A 15,172-nucleotide genomic window follows, 5' to 3' on the forward strand; every position below is an offset into this window, starting at 1 on the left:
CCCAGTTTTGGGGAGCCGCCGCTTTTTTGTTGGCCTGTATGACTCTATGCGCCTCGCCGCCTGTCTTCGAGAATCGACGATTGTTACATGCTACAGCACCGTATCCAGCGCATCCTGCAGCGTCTTGGCGCCGATTACGTCCAGGTCGTCGGGAGCGGTGGTAGAGTCCAGGTTGTTGGCAGGCACCACGGCACGGTCGAACCCGAGCTTGGCGGCTTCTTTCAGGCGCGGGCCAAGCTGGCTTACGGTGCGGATTTCGCCGCCGAGTCCGACCTCGCCAATGAGCACGGCGTTGGTATCGGTCGGTACGTCGCGGAACGAGGACACCGCCGCCACGGCTGTGCCCAGATCCACGGCAGGCTCGTTCAGCTTCACGCCGCCCGCAATGTTGATGAATACGTCGTGGTCGGAAAACGCGAGTCCGATGCGCTTTTCGAGCACGGCCAGGAGCATCTGCAAGCGCGAGTACTCAAAGCCGGTGGCGGTGCGCTGCGGCGTGCCGTACGAACTGGGGGAGACGAGAGCCTGCACCTCCACCAGAATGGGACGCGTGCCCTCCAGCGAGCAGATCACCGCCGAGCCGCTTACGCCATAGCCGCGTTCCGATAGGAAGATCTCGCTCGGATTCGGCACCTCGTGCAGCCCCGACTCGCGCATCTCAAACACGCCAATTTCGTTCGCTGCGCCAAAGCGGTTCTTCACGCTGCGCAAGATGCGAAACGCATGGTGGCGGTCGCCCTCAAAGTAGAGTACCGTATCGACCATGTGCTCCAGCACGCGCGGGCCCGCAATCGTCCCCTTTTTGGTGACGTGCCCCACCAGAAACGTCGAAAACTCGTCTTCCTTCGTCATCTTGAGGAGCGAGGCGGTGCTCTCGCGCACCTGACTTACCGAGCCGGGCGCGCTGCTCAGATCCGGACGAAAGATCGTCTGAATCGAATCGACAATGAGGAGGTCGGGCTCGCACGAGCGCACTGCCTGCCCAATGGCTTCCACGTTGGTCTCGGCCAGGAGCAGCAGCCGGTCGGTATCCACGCCCAGACGCTGTGCGCGCAGCTTCACCTGCCGCTTCGACTCCTCGCCCGTCACGTACAAAATGGTGCGCTCGGGCATAAAGCGCGCCAGCTCGGTCATAAGCGTACTCTTCCCGATGCCGGGGTCGCCTGCAATCAGGCTAAACGAGCCTTGCATAATGCCGCCGCCCATCACGCGATCAAACTCGACCATGCCCGTTTGCAGGCGTGTTTCTGGCCCCAGGGCCACCTCGGTAATGGGTTCGGGGGGATTCGACGTGCGTCCGTTAGAAGAGGAGGTCGACTTGGGCACCCGGGCCTTGACATCAGACTCGGGTTTCTCCTCAACGAGTGTATTCCACGCGCCACATCCGGGGCATTTGCCCATCCACTTGTGGGCAGCGTGGCCGCATTCTTGACAAACGTACCGTGAAGATGATGCCATACGGTGTAACGAAGTGTGCGAGCAAGCCCATGAACAGCGCGTGCAGGTCCGCGAGCATCCCCGAATGAAAGGACACCTATCCGGCTCAGCACCTGTTTGGGACCGATGGATGGTACGCTCTGCATTTAGGGGAGCCTGTCCATGCAACAGAGCAAACAGGAACCATTCTGGCACGCGTGGCATGCACCTACTGCTGTTGTGTCGACTTGTGCCGTGCTGGCGTTCCTTGTGTTTTAAGCACGGGCTTGAACGCGGGCGTTTGCGGCTTGTAGCTGACAGCTTGTAGCCAACAGCTTCGTATTCTACTCGCTGATTGCGTATTCTTGGTGACTGACCGTCTGCTTGCCCCGCTTCATGCGATTGGGACGTACTTCATTTTAATGGGACGCGCCTTTGCATCAGTTCGCGAGGTACGCACCTATTGGACGAACTTCATCACGCAGATGGTGCGGATTGGCGTAGAGTCGATCCCGATTGTAGCGCTGGCGGCTGCCTTCACTGGGGCTGTGCTTACGGTGCAAACGGCATATCAGCTGCAGACCTCGTTCGTCCCCAACACCATCATTGGCTCCATTGTGGTGCCATCCATGATGTTGGAACTGGCGGCGGTGATTACGGCGTTCATTTTGGCGGGGCGTGTGGGCGCACGCATTGCCGCCGAGCTGGGTACGATGCGCGTATCCGAGCAAATTGACGCGCTGGAGGTAATGGGGCTCAACTCCATCAGCTTCCTTATTCTGCCGCGCGTGCTGGCGGGGGTTGTCATGTTTCCAGCACTGTACATATTTGCGTGCCTGATTGGCATTGGTGGCGGGCTCGGCATTGCAGAAGCAGCCGGACTGCTCAGCACGACTGAGTTCATTGAAGGGGCCCGCCAGTTTTACCAGCCGTTCGACCCGTACTTTGGGCTGATCAAATCCATTACGTTTGGGTTCATTATCACCTCCATTGCCTGCTACAAGGGCTACTACACACAGGGCGGGGCCGAGGGGGTAGGCCAGAGCACCACGGAAGCCGCTGTGCAGAGTTGCGTTTTCGTATTGCTGGCTGATCTGGCGCTGGCTGTGCTGCTTCTGTAGTTGGACCCGTAGCGCCTCAACAAGGCTTCCTCGCGCTTTTGCGACTCGTTTGTTGCATGTGTTCTCAGGCCCGGCATCCCGTATGATTCAGATCGAACATTTGCACAAGAGCTTCGGGGACTTGGATGTGCTCGAAGATGTCTCGCTCAACATTCACGAGGGCGAAACGCTTGCGATCATCGGGCAATCCGGTTCGGGCAAGAGCGTGCTCATGAAGCACATCGTGGGCCTGCTCTCGCCCGATAGGGGCCGTGTGCTGGTTGATGACGTAGACATCTGCTCGGTGCCGTACGAGCGCCTGCGCGAGGTGCGAAAGCATTTCGGTGTATTGTTTCAGGGCGGTGCGCTCTTCGACTCGATGACTTCAGAAGAGAACGTGGCGTTTCCGCTCGAATATTTCTCGTCGCGCTCGCCTGCCGAAATCAAAGCGCGTGTGGCCGAGTGCCTTGAACTGGTGCGCATGCCCGACGTGGGACCGAAAAAACCCGCTGAGCTTTCTGGAGGGATGCGAAAGCGCGTCGCTCTGGCCCGCGCTATTGCGCTGGAGCCCAAGTACATCTTGTACGATGAGCCGACCAGCGGGCTCGATCCTAAAACTTCCAACACCATCGACGAGCTGATTCAGCAGCTCGCTGAAGAGATGAATGTGACCAGCGTGGTGGTCACGCACGACATGCACTCCGTCTTCAACATCGCCGATCGGGCGGCCTTTTTGTATGGCAAAAGTCTTCATTGGGTTGGACCGATTGATGCCATCCACAACCGTGACGATCCGGTGCTCGACTCATTTGTAACTGCCAGCGAGTATCACGTAGGTACGCATCCTACCGCTTCTTCCCCCTCGTAATCTGCCCATGCTCAACACGTGTTCATGAACTACAGCAACGAAGTCAAGGTCGGGCTCTCTATCGTCCTGGCCGTGGTCGTTCTCATTGTAGGCGTCCGATACTTTCAAGATCTGCCCATTCTGAGCAGTAGCTACTTGCTCACGGCCAACTTTGAAAACGTGAGTGGCCTCTCGGCAGGCAACCCGGTGCGCTTAAGCGGCGTGAACGTAGGCACGGTTGAGTCGGTGCAGTTGCAGCAAGATGAGGAAACGGTGCGTGTGCGCTTTCGCGTAAACGAGAATGTGCTGATTCCGGAGGGCTCTATGGCCGAGGTGCGCGGCTTTTCTGCGCTTGGTGGCGTACGGTTGGGGATCCGACCGGGCCCTTCCTCGAACCCACCCTTGCAGCCAGGCAGCATCATCGACACCCCCAGCGGACCGGGGCTGCTCGACCAGCTTACGCAGCAGGGTCCTGAAATGACCTCGAAGGTGGACTCGGTGCTTGGCAACACCTCGCGGGCAACCGAGGCACTGGCTAGCCAGATGGAAGAAGGGGGCGACCTGCAGCAGACGCTGGCCTCGCTGCGCAACGTAGCCACTACGCTCGAATCAGTCTCGGGCGGCGAGGAAGAGACGCTGCGCTCGGCTATCCAAAACCTGGAGGCGCTCACTGCCGATCTCGAGGCATTCACCAGTGAAAATAGCGATTCGCTCGGCGTTACCGTGCAGCGCGTAAACCAAAACCTGACCCGCCTGGAGCAGAACCTGGCGAACCTGGAGCGCACAACAGCAGCCCTGGGCTCCTTTGCTGAGAAAATCAACAGCGGCGAGGGTACGCTGGGACGCCTCGCTAACGATCCCAGCCTGTACAATAATCTGGACTCCACCTCGGTGCAGATGAACCGGCTGCTGCGTGATCTGCAAGAGAATCCGCAGCGCTACCTTGAGGACATGACACTCGTGCGCATGTTTTAGCCCTGCAGTGATGCGTACTATCCTCAAGGCTTCTTTCGGTATGGGCGTAGGGATGCGATGGCTTCTCCGGTGAATGAACATAGCAGCGCAGCTCCCGAGGACAGCGCCCCCGAGCGTAGCACACGCTCGCTCCTCCGCCACCTCTTGCGCCACACCTCGGCGCCTGCTTCCAACAAGCCGCCACCGGCCCCGCCAAAAAACGATAGCGCCCATGCCCGCTGGCTGCCTATTTTGCGCGTGGTGCCGGTGCTGCTGGCAATCGGGTTTGCCGCCTCGTTCGTGTGGGATTTCAATGGTATCGTGTGGCAGGTGGGCGCCATTACGCTGCCTGCCGAGGGGCTGCTGCGCATTGTGTGTGTGAGTGGCCTTATCGGGTTCGGCACCAACTGGCTGGCCATCACCATGCTGTTTCAGCCGCGCGAAAAGCGCCCCCTCATTGGGCAAGGGCTGGTACCCGCACAGCGCGAGTACGTGGCGCACCGGCTGGCTCAAGCAGTATCCGATGAGCTCATCAATGCCGAGATCTTGCAGGATACGCTGCGGGCTAACAAGTGGCCCATGCGCCTCCGCGAAACCACGACCACCGTTGCACGCGATCTAATAGACGACCCGGCGTTTCAGGCCGCGGCCACGCGCTGGTTGCGCACCACGCTGCGCGAGGTGCTGGCCGCCCCCGCCACCCAAGAGCGACTGCGCACCGCGGTGCTAAACGCACTGGAACGTGAGAACATCCCCGGGATGTCAGGCTGGATGCTTCGCGCCGTGCGCAGCCTACGTCCCGATCTGGTGGAGGAGCATGTGGAAGCTCTGCTGGCTGAACTCCCGCAGGCCGCGCCGCGTCTGGCTCGCGAAATGGTGTCGACTGCCGAGCGCGTGCCGGGCTACCTGCGCCTGCACGGACGCTCCATCGACGCGGCCAGCACGCTGTTGCTCTCACGCCTGATTCAGCACGTACCCATCGATCGCATCATTCTGGAAAAGGTGCGCGCCTACGACGAGCAGCAGCTGGAGCGCCTTCTGAAGCGCACCACCAACACGCAGCTCACGTACATCAAGTATCTGGGCGCCGTGCTGGGCATGCTGGGCGGGTGGATCATCTGGGCACCTGGTCCGGCACTTGTGGTGCTGGGGTCGCTGGGGGGCAGCGTCGCGCTGCTGGATGTGCTGCTCTATCGCTGGCAGCAGCAGGAGGATACGGAGGCTGCGGCACGCCCGCAAAGTTCAGAAGCAGATACGGCGGTGCCTGGCTCCTGAGCGAGGCACGCAACATTCGCAGGCGCGGTGCCACCACAAACAGATGCTCCGACAGCACCCGGCATGCAATCGAGCGATCTTTCAGACGTCTGGCACCGTCCGAGTGGAAATCAGATCACTTCGCATTGAGAACCTGTTTGGGTTTTGGTTTGACGGCGAGAGCGAGCGCCGGTGGAGCGAAACGAGAACCACGATAGAGGTTCGTAGCCGGGGCTACGGGCCGAGATCGGGGGCTCGTTGCACCAGGGGCATGACCTTCGGCCCCAGCCCAGCGACGCCGCTCGCAGCGCCCTGACCGTAGGGAAGAAGTACTCCTGGGGTGCCCAAAATAAGAAATCAAAACAGGTTCTGAGCCGCTATTCTCCTATCATAGCCATGCACCATGATCCACAAAGATGTCCTGATGCGGCAGATTCAGCAGATGACCGAGGCCCTTGCGCAGGCGCTGGCCCTCATCAGCGACGGGCGTACGGATGAAGCGCAACGCGAAATTGCCGAGGCGCTCGACGACCTCACCGACCCGGGTACGCTTCCGTTGCGCGAGCGCCCGGTGTCGGATGCGATTGCGCACTGCACAACGCGAGGCACGCTCTCCATCGATCTGGCCTTGCAGGTGGCCCATCTGCTGCGCCATCAGGGCGATCTGATGCGGCGTCAGGAGCAGTTTGAGGCGGCACTGCGCAGCCATGTGCGGGCGCTGGCACTGTACCAGGCGCTGCTCGCCGAATCCAATGCGGACACGCCGCTGCCGCTCGACATCCACGACCGTATGGCGCATCTCAACGACGCCATCGACCCCGAGCGCCTGCACGACGACGAGCGGGCGGCAGTGGATTGGTCGTAATGACGAGCCGATGCCTTAACCCATCGACTCGATCTCTTGCGCCAGCTCTTGCTTGCGGCAGAGCGTGGCGTAGAGCCCATCCTGGTCGATCAGCTCCTTGTGCGTGCCCTTCTGCACAATGCGGCCCTCATCCATGACTAAGATCAGGTCCGCGTCTTTCACCGCCGACATGCGGTGCGTGACGATGATGAGCGTCTGGTTGCCCTTGCGCTTGCGCAGGCGCTTCAGGATACGCTGCTCCGTGCGCGTGTCGACAGCAGAGAGCGCATCGTCGAAGATCAGGATGCGCGGGTTGCGGATGAGCGCACGAGCAATGGAAGTCCGTTGCTTCTGTCCGCCCGACAGCGTAATGCCCCGCTCGCCCACATAGGTGTCAAAGCCATCCGAGAAGTCCTGTACGTTGCCGAGCAGGTCGGCCTCGCGGGCCGCCTCTTCGATGGCCGAGCGGTCGGCGTCGAGCGCGCCAAACGCGATGTTGTTCGCCACGGTGTCGCTGAACAGAAACACATCTTGCGGCACATAGCCGATGTGCTCGCGCAGCGTATCGAGCGGAATAGAGCGCACGTCGTGTCCGTCGATCTCGACCGTGCCGGAATCGGGATCCAGGAAGCGTGGAATCATCTCGACGAGTGTGGTTTTGCCTGCGCCGGTGCGTCCGACAACCGCAAGTGTGCCGTTTGCCGGAAGCTCGAAGTGGATGCGGTCGAGGGCAGGTACCTCCTCATCCTCATACTGAAACGACACATTGCGAAAGGTGACTTCGCCCTTCAGATCACTAATGGAGGGGTTCGTCTGGTCGCTGTCGGCAATGGCGGGCTCGGTATCCAGAATCTTGTTCAGGCGGATGACAGAGGCCGAGGCGCGCTGAATCATGGTAATCACAAAACCCAGCGAGGCGACGGGCCACGTCATCAGGTTCACGTAGATGATGTACTCGGCGATGTTGCCAATGGTAATTGCGCCGTCCATCACCATCTGCCCGCCCATCCAGACGACGATGATGGTGGACATGCCCACAATCAGCAGAAACGCCGGACGCCACGCCGCCTCGACGAGTGCCAGGTCCAGGTTGCGCCACTTGTAGGTTTCGCTCTCTTCGTTGAGTGCCTTGGACTCAGACGGCTCGCGCGTGTAGGCTTTCAGCACGCGCATCCCCGCCAGCGCTTCCTGAATGCGGCTGGTAAGCGTAGAGTACTGCTGCTGCAGGCGATCGCTGCGCGTATGCACCATGTGTGCCATGAAGAACACAGCGACGGCCAGAAGCGGCATGGGCGCGAGGGCGTACAGCGTAAGGCGCGGCGAGATCACGAACATGACCGACACCGCGATGAGCACCATCATCAGCGAGCGCGTGACGTACATGATGGCCGGCCCGATGTAGCGTCGGACCTTCTCGATGTCGTCGGTCGAGCGGGTAATGACATCGCCGGTGGAGTACTGCTGATAGAACGCGGGCGAGAGCTTTTGCAGGTGATCGTACAGCTCGTTGCGCAGGTCGTACTCAATATGCCGGGAGGCCACCACCACGGTCTGCCGCATCAGAAACTTGAAGATGCCACTGATGACGGTGAGTGCCACAATAGCGAGCGCAAAGATGAGCATCCCGCTAAAGAAGTAGACATAGAGGCTACTCTGCAGCGTGCCGTGCTCAAAGACGTTGTAGAGCCGCACAAAGCGGGGAATGCTGTCGATGGCCTGGCGCACCACCATGGGCACGGCAATCTGGAAGCCTGCCGACATCATGGTGAACAGCAAGCCCGGAATAAACAGGTACTTGTACTTCCAGAAGTAGTGGTTGAGGGTGGAAAGAGGACCCATGCGTGCAGCCGGAGCAGACGATAAAGAGCGCATCGGTGCTGAACCGCTGCGTGGTTATAGGGATCCAACACGTAGGCATCCCCCAAAGAAATGTATCAGGATTGCGGCATGTGGAGGATGAGTGAGGCTGCAGTCATACCATCGGCACTGTTCAGGATTTTAACGTTGGGTTATACCAACTTCGACTCAAAATCCAGGGTTGCTTCTTTGTTGAAAACAAAATATAGTTCGAGTACGGACTGTCACGTAGCACAACCAGATCAAGATCAACCCATGCGAATCACATACTTTATCGTACTTTTCGTCTTATTCAGTATACTTCCTGAGGCATATGCTCAAGAACTAACCGATGTCATCAATTGGACCGGTGAAATCACGCTGGAAGAAAATGAGGAGGTCCTTACCGACCGGGTCAATGTTCGGGTAGAAGATAATAGATTTCTAATCAGCGACACCAGAGAAAATCAGGTGCGGGAATATGCGCGTGATGGGACGTTGCTCAACTACTTCGGCGCAGATGACCCGCAAGCACCTGGGGGGGGCTGGTTCCCCTCGACCCCACTGCGAATGAGCGAAGATACCATTCTCGTTCCCAACAAGGGAAACGGATCGCTTTCTCTTGTAGATGAGAATGGCAACCCGTTAGAGCGACATACGCACATCGCGAAATCTGGCGACTTTGATGTTGCCTCTCTACCTGTAGATGGGCATGTGCTGTTCGTGGGCTCGGCGAATGGGCGCCAAGGCACACCGAACTTCCTGCATCACCTGGACCCTTCGTCTGGCGAAGTGACAAAGAGCTTCTATCCCTTGCCCGGTGCGTTTGGAAGCCATGCGGGGTTTCTATACGACATCTCGCCGATTGTGAGGGTTGACGTATATGCAGGAAAGATTGCAGTCGGTTTTCTTTTCTCTAATAACATTACACTCCTCGACATCGACGGGACCCTTCTCGACGAAATCGAGCCGACTCTCTCGAGCTTTAAGAAGGTCGAGCAGACCGAGGAGATGCCTGCGCGCGATGAGTGGGAGGAGGAACTGGCACGCCGGTCCCTCTCCAACACGCTCTACTGGCTCAACGGTGAAACGCTACTGGTTCAGTTCACCAATTCGTATTTTGACGACCAAGGCGAACGGCAACTGAATAGAGTATTGGCTGCGGTAACAACAGAGGGCGAGGTGCTTTTCGAAATAGAAGACACGCCGCGCTTGCTGGCTGTTGACCAAGAGACGGGCGACCTCTTCTTTGCGCATCCCGACCATGATTTTGAGTCGCACTGGCGGGTCGGACAGGTTAAGGAAGAGGTGCTGCCGTAGCATGTACCATGCTACAAGGCTAAGAATCGTCTGAGGCGGCATGATCAAGCACCTGAGAAGAGGCATCGGCGTAGCACTGCAAGGCCACCTCGCGGCCATCGCGGTCGCCGATCACATCTATGAGAGCGGCGTACTGCTGGGCCATAAAGCGGAGCAGGGCCTGTTGGATGTCGAGCGCGGCTTTGGGGTGGCGCTGCGACAGACTGCTCAGGTCGGGCCGAAAGAACCCCGCCACCTTTACGGCGGTGACGGCTTCAGCGGTTTCCATGCGTCGGAAGTCGCCCATGAGCGAAAGGGCCCCGAAAAGCGTATGCGGCCCGGCCATCCGCATGTCGAAGCGCTCGTCTTTCCAGTCAGCACACAGCCGCACCTGGCCTTTCTCGACCACATAGAGGCCCAGGCCGGGGTCGTGTTCGTAGTAGATCACCTCGCCGGGCCGGTAGGTACGCGGGTGCATGGCTTCGGCCATGACACGCAGCGTGCGTGCGGCGCAGGTTTCAAAGACCGGGACCTCTGCCAGCACGTTCCGAATGCGCTCGACCTCCGTGTCGGGCCTTGACGCAGAGAGCTGGCGATAGAGCCGCTTGGAAACGCGTTGCACCGTGCGGATGATAGGCATGACGAAAAGAAATCGGCAGAGGAGAGCGGACGAAGATGATGCATAGAATGCCGTGCAAGGGCATCCCCCTGAACAGCTATAGCGACGGCTAAAACGCGTGGCCGATGCCAAAATGGAGGCGCGGGTCGCGGAATCCGTTGCGAAACACGTCGTCATTCAGCGGGGAAGGGTCGTGCATACGGTAGGCCAGATCCAACCGCACAATAAAGAACTCCCACGCAATGCGCAACCCAAGCCCCGCGCCTACGCCCAGTTCCTGAGGGGCAGTGGCCAGACGGAAGCGTCCGCTGGCCCGTGCGGGCTGGTCGTCGGTGGCCGCGGTGGCCAGGCCCGGGTTGCGTGGGCCGAACCACACGTTGCCGGTATCTACAAAGCTTGTGAGCAGCCAGTTGGCAGCCAGCAGCTGACGAATGATGCGGGTGCGCAGCTCGATGTTGGCCTCCAGCTTAATGTCGCCGCCCAGAATGTTGGCGACATCGCCGTTGGCGCTGGGCTGCGTCTGGGTGCCAGGTGCTAAGAGCGTGGTGCTGCCGGGGCCGAGTTCGCGCAGGCCCCACCCACGCACGCTGGTCCCGCCGCCGCTAAAGTAGCGCCGGTCGAAGGGCACGACATCAGGGATGCCAAACGGGTGCGCCACGCCGCCGAACGCGCGCAGAGCCAGCGTAGAGCGCCCGCTACCCAGCGGGATGTATCGGCGCAGATCGACCTGACCGCGTAGGTATGGACGGTACAGCAGCGTTTGGCCGCCAAAGCCGGGCACCGTGCTGGTAAGCGATCCGGGCGAGAACGCGAACCAGTCGAGTGCCAGTGGGAGCACATTGCCGATCTCAAATGCGCCTTCGTACACGTGGCCCTGGCGACGGCGCAGCGGGTTTGCCGTGGCCGACTGTAACGTATAGCGCAGCGCGCTGTTGAACTGAGGTTCGGTGTAGTCCTCAATGATCTGGCGGCGCTGTACCGGGTCGGTGATGCCCGTGCCATCGCCGGGCCCAAGGACGCGGTCTAAGAAGCGCTCGCTGAACTGGTCGAGCGTGTCGGGGTTGCTGATGGTAAGGTCGACCACGTCGATGAACGAACTGAGCGATTCGGTGTGGTCCAGCTCCAGCCGGAGCTGCGCCCCCAGACGCGCGCGAATGCGCAGGCGCAGGTCGTCGCGGCGCGCGGTGAGACCGCTGAGCGAGAGGCGCGTGCGGGTATCCACCAGATCGAACCAGTCGTCGAGGCCGCCAAACGGATACACGAGGTAAGGCAGTGTGAGCGAGGGCTCGGCTTCAAGCTGCACCGAGGTCAGCGAATCGAGGTTGGTGGCGACGGAGGCGGCGGTGCGCATCTGAAATCGCTCGCCCCCGCCCAACACGTTGGCGTTCTCGTAGGTGAGGCCTACGCCCAGGCCCAATTCACTCTCCACATCGCTCACTACCTCGCGCTGAAGTGCAAACGTTTCGGCCCGAAGTTGATGCCGTTCGCGGGTGCGCGTCTCAATCTGGATAGGCACGAACGCCTCGCCATCGGGGGCCGGACGCAGCGAGTCGCTAAGCTGGGGCGTCAGATTGGTGAACGTGAACGCACCGGTACCTTCCAGCCGTCGCTTTGTAGCCAGCAGTTGCTCCTGGCTGTAGTAGTCGCCCGGGGTAAACTGCAGCGCCCGCTCGAGCAGGCTGGGACTAAGACGCTCCTCGTTGCGAATCGTAGCCGCCACGGTGGGCGCGTAGCCAGCACTGCTATCAACAGGCACATCTACCGTAGGCTGGCGCGTGCTGCTGTTAGAAAGGGGGCCTTCAACCGTGAACTGCACATCGCCGAAGCGATAGCGGCGCCCGGGGCGCACACGCATGCGCACGTCGAACGAGTCGGGCTGCGGGGTGAAGACCAGAGCGCGAATCGAGTCGCGCGAAACGGCCGCGTACCCGCCGTTGCGCAGGGCACGGAGCACGCGCTGGCGCTCTTCGAGTAGCAGCGGCGTTTCGTAGCGCTGGTTTGCAATAGCCAGCTTGAACGGGTTCTCATCGGTTGGGGTCGCATCGTCGAAGACCGACTCGTTAACGATAGTGGCCTGCACGGGCTCGGGCAGGCCCTGCAGCCCGCGATACTCCAGCGAGCGAAGGTACGTGGGCGGCCCCTCGTCGATGCGAAAATGCACCGTAACGCGGTCGCTATCGTCTCCCTCAACAACATCAGCGCTGATACGGGCGTCGCGAAAGCCCTGCTGCTCGTAGAACACGCGCAGGCGCTCTACATCGTTGTCGACCAGGCCGGGGTCAAGGTAGGCGGGCGCCTCGCCACTTGCGCGAAACGCATCGCCCACGCGCCCGCCCACCGTATCCCCAAACTGATACACCCACCGCCACCATGTAAAACCGGGGATGCTAAGGACGCGCCGGTTAGCCTGCGTTTGGATGCGCTGGCGTAGCCGTGTGGTGCGAATGGCGTCGTTCCCGGTGATGCGCACCTCCCGAATAACGGGCTGGTCGTCGAGTGATTCGGTGGTAAGCACCGGACGCTGTTGCGCCTGGGCGGGCTCTGCAATCAGAAGATTACATAGCATGGCTCCAGCAAGCAGACTCAGAAGGAGTCTTACCCTGTACGTCAGACGAAAAAGGGAATCCACAGAAACGGGGACTATGGCAAATACATGCGCAACGCGGCACCCTGTACATGCAGGACGCCGCGTTGTGTTGCCACACGCAAACGAAGGTGTGGGCAGATGTCCGACGCGTGGCCGCGCCGATTTGCTTAATAACACAGTGTGCGGGTTTTCCCATTGTCTCTTCGGGGCGGGCATCCCCCTTTGTCGCGGCGCGACATTTCCCCCTTCGCGAAGGGGGAAACGCCCGAACAGCGTGAGGGAATGGGGGATGTTAGGATTGCGTATGCTTCCACAAGACGATCAATAAAGGAGGAGAAAACCTGCACATTCCGTTTAATAGGTCGGCACGCTGTCGTCAATTTCCTTGCTCCACGCCAAGATGCCGCCTTTCAGGTTCGAGGCGTTGTACCCCTTTTGGCGCAAGAACTTCGTAGCGCGTTCGGAGCGGGCGCCCGAGCGGCAGTGCACCACAAGAGGCGTTTCGGCATCGGCGTTTAGCTCGCTCAGGCGGTCGGGCAACTCGTCGACGGGGATGAGCTGGTCGGCATCCATCGAGGCGATCTCGGCTTCATGCGGCTTGCGCACGTCGAGTACAAACGGTGCCGTGCCGCTGTCGCGAGCCTGCTTCAGTTCGTGGACAGTGGTTTCAGGGACAGCCATGTCGTCATCGGTTGATTCATTGGCATCGGGAATCCCGCAAAACGCCTCATAGTCAATCAGTTCCGTCTGCGTGGGGTTGTCACTGCAAATTACGCAATCCGGATTTTTGCGGACGCGCAGCGTGCGGAAGTTCATGCTCAACGCGTCGATCATGAGCAGCCGACCAATCAGCGGCTCGCCGATGCCCGTAAGCAGCTTAATGACTTCGGTAGCCTGCAGCGTGCCCACGAGTCCGGGCAGCACACCCAGCACGCCGCCTTCGGCGCACGAGGGCACCAGTCCGGGGGGCGGCGGCTCTTCGTAGAGGCAGCGGTAGCAGGGGCCGTCTTCGGTGGCAAAGACGGAGACCTGGCCCTCGAATCGGAAGATGGAGGCGTACACATTCGGCGTGCCCGTGAGCACGCAAGCGTCGTTCACCAGGTAGCGCGTCGGAAAGTTGTCGGTGCCATCGGCCACCACGTCGTACTGATCCACAATGTCGAGCGCGTTCTCGCTGCTCAGGCGTACGGCGTGGCGCGTAACCTCGACGTGCGGGTTCAGGTCGTTGAGGCGCTCCTCGGCGGCGTCGAGCTTGGGGCGCCCTACGTCGCTGGTGCCGTACAGAATCTGGCGCTGCAGATTCGAGGCCTCCACGTGGTCAAAGTCCACCAGCCCAATGTGGCCCACACCCGCAGCGGCCAGATACATGGCTGCGGGGGAGCCGAGTCCGCCCGCGCCTACGAGCAATACGGAGGCATTCTTGAGCGCCTCCTGCCCCTCGCGTCCGAATTCGGGCAGCGTAAGGTGGCGGTTGTAGCGGCGCAGCTCATCCGAAGAGAGCGTCGCGGTCTGTTTGTCAGCTTGCATAGCAGATCGTAGCTATTGGAAGAAAAGACACAGCACGCAGCGTCAGCGAGAGCGTCCTCCGGCAATGGAGGGCACAATGGAGACGTCGGCACCGTCGGTGAGGGCGGTGTCGGGGCCGTCGAGATAGCGGATGTCCTCGTCATCCACATAGATGTTCACGAACTGGCGCAGCGCGCCGTCGTCGTTGTACAGATTGCTCTTCAGGTCGGGGTAGCGCTCCACCAGGTTCTGCAGCGCAGTGCGCACGGTATCGCCTGTGGCATTGACGGTGGCCTGGTCATCGGTGGCGCTACGGAGCGGGGTTGGAATGTGGAGGGTGACGGTAGGCGTGCTCATCAGAAAAATTGGGAGTGTATGGAACGGTAGCGTAGTTTGCAACAGGTTTTGGGGGGATGCGAAGGCGGGGCATCCCATAGAACATACGGGGGCAGGCGTTTAGGCAGGGGCTTCGGTGCGAATCGGCTCTTCAGTGAAGCGGGAGCGGTCGGGCGCCAACTGCCACGCCGTTACGTTGCGAGCCGTGCCGTCATCCACCGACACGATGGCGTACGTGTAGCCCGAAAACGTAGCCTGCTCCAGGTCGGTTGCTGACGGTTGAGCCGGGTGGTCGGGGTGCGAGTGGTAGATGCCGACAATGTCGAGGCCCTGCTCGGTGGCCGTGCGCTGCGCGGCCCGAAACGCATCGGGCGGAATGAGATAGCGCCGCTCACGGTTGGCATCTTGCTCGTTATCGACGCGCTCAATAGCGGTTACGACGTTGGTGCCGTCTTGAATGCGGCCCAGCAGAAAGCCACAGATCTCTTCGGGATAGCCCGCTTCGCCGTGGGTACGAATGGCGTGAAGGACATCGGGAGAGGTAATCATAGATCGCAGGAGGCTTTGGAAAAAA

13 protein-coding genes are annotated in these 15,172 nt (G+C 60.5%); 6 read left to right on the forward strand and 7 right to left on the reverse strand.

Annotation, left to right across the window (positions count from 1 at the left end; translation table 11 throughout):
• Positions 1 to 90: 90 nt before the first annotated feature.
• The gene (radA, locus tag CRI93_RS06800; protein ID WP_098061874.1) at positions 91 to 1,458 is read right to left on the reverse strand and encodes a DNA repair protein RadA; all 1,368 of its coding nucleotides are present in this window, start codon (positions 1,456 to 1,458) and stop codon (positions 91 to 93) included.
• Positions 1,459 to 1,784: 326 nt separating this feature from the next.
• On the opposite strand from radA, the gene CRI93_RS06805 reads away from it, so the two are divergent.
• The 5 genes from CRI93_RS06805 (at position 1,785) to CRI93_RS06825 (ending at position 6,436) form a co-directional block, all read left to right on the forward strand.
• Positions 1,785 to 2,537 carry an MlaE family ABC transporter permease gene (locus tag CRI93_RS06805; protein ID WP_098061972.1) on the forward strand — a complete coding sequence of 251 codons (753 nt, stop codon included), beginning with the start codon at positions 1,785 to 1,787 and terminating at the stop codon, positions 2,535 to 2,537.
• 82 nt (positions 2,538 to 2,619) lie between these two features.
• Positions 2,620 to 3,384: an ABC transporter ATP-binding protein gene (locus CRI93_RS06810; RefSeq protein ID WP_098061875.1), complete on the forward strand. Its 765-nt coding sequence runs from the start codon at positions 2,620 to 2,622 to the stop codon at positions 3,382 to 3,384.
• Between the two features lie 24 nt (positions 3,385 to 3,408).
• Positions 3,409 to 4,338, forward strand: a complete 930-nt coding sequence (locus tag CRI93_RS06815; protein ID WP_098061973.1) for an MlaD family protein — start codon at positions 3,409 to 3,411, stop codon at positions 4,336 to 4,338.
• A 57-nt stretch (positions 4,339 to 4,395) separates the two neighbouring features.
• On the forward strand, positions 4,396 to 5,592 hold the full coding sequence (locus CRI93_RS06820; RefSeq protein ID WP_098061876.1) for a DUF445 domain-containing protein: 1,197 nt from the start codon (positions 4,396 to 4,398) through the stop codon (positions 5,590 to 5,592).
• 382 nt (positions 5,593 to 5,974) lie between these two features.
• A complete protein-coding gene (locus CRI93_RS06825) occupies positions 5,975 to 6,436 on the forward strand; it encodes a hypothetical protein (RefSeq protein WP_098061877.1) in 462 nt (153 codons plus the stop codon).
• Positions 6,437 to 6,451: 15 nt separating this feature from the next.
• Here CRI93_RS06825 and CRI93_RS06830 read toward each other — a convergent pair whose 3' ends face one another.
• Positions 6,452 to 8,254, reverse strand: a complete 1,803-nt coding sequence (locus CRI93_RS06830; RefSeq protein WP_098061878.1) for an ABC transporter ATP-binding protein — start codon at positions 8,252 to 8,254, stop codon at positions 6,452 to 6,454.
• Between the two features lie 117 nt (positions 8,255 to 8,371).
• Here CRI93_RS06830 and CRI93_RS06835 point away from each other — a divergent pair, with 117 nt between their 5' ends.
• The gene (locus tag CRI93_RS06835; RefSeq protein ID WP_141491602.1) at positions 8,372 to 9,571 is read left to right on the forward strand and encodes a hypothetical protein; all 1,200 of its coding nucleotides are present in this window, start codon (positions 8,372 to 8,374) and stop codon (positions 9,569 to 9,571) included.
• A 19-nt stretch (positions 9,572 to 9,590) separates the two neighbouring features.
• On the opposite strand, the gene CRI93_RS06840 is transcribed toward CRI93_RS06835, so the two are convergent.
• From CRI93_RS06840 to CRI93_RS06860, 5 genes are all read right to left on the reverse strand, one after another.
• Positions 9,591 to 10,190: a Crp/Fnr family transcriptional regulator gene (locus CRI93_RS06840; RefSeq protein WP_176521745.1), complete on the reverse strand. Its 600-nt coding sequence runs from the start codon at positions 10,188 to 10,190 to the stop codon at positions 9,591 to 9,593.
• 88 nt (positions 10,191 to 10,278) lie between these two features.
• Positions 10,279 to 12,735, reverse strand: coding sequence for a BamA/TamA family outer membrane protein (locus tag CRI93_RS06845; protein ID WP_176521746.1), 2,457 nt, complete (start codon positions 12,733 to 12,735; stop codon positions 10,279 to 10,281).
• A gap of 375 nt (positions 12,736 to 13,110) precedes the next feature.
• Entirely contained in the window at positions 13,111 to 14,283 is a 1,173-nt protein-coding gene (gene moeB, locus CRI93_RS06850) for a molybdopterin-synthase adenylyltransferase MoeB (RefSeq protein WP_098061882.1), read from the reverse strand.
• A 42-nt stretch (positions 14,284 to 14,325) separates the two neighbouring features.
• Complete coding sequence (locus CRI93_RS06855; protein WP_098061883.1) at positions 14,326 to 14,619, reverse strand: ubiquitin-like small modifier protein 1; 294 nt, start codon at positions 14,617 to 14,619, stop codon at positions 14,326 to 14,328.
• Positions 14,620 to 14,718: 99 nt separating this feature from the next.
• Positions 14,719 to 15,147: a M67 family metallopeptidase gene (locus CRI93_RS06860; protein WP_098061884.1), complete on the reverse strand. Its 429-nt coding sequence runs from the start codon at positions 15,145 to 15,147 to the stop codon at positions 14,719 to 14,721.
• Between the last annotated feature and the right edge of the window lie 25 nt (positions 15,148 to 15,172).

Origin of the sequence: Longimonas halophila (assembly GCF_002554705.1) — a bacterium.
GTDB lineage: Bacteria > Bacteroidota > Rhodothermia > Rhodothermales > Salinibacteraceae > Longimonas > Longimonas halophila.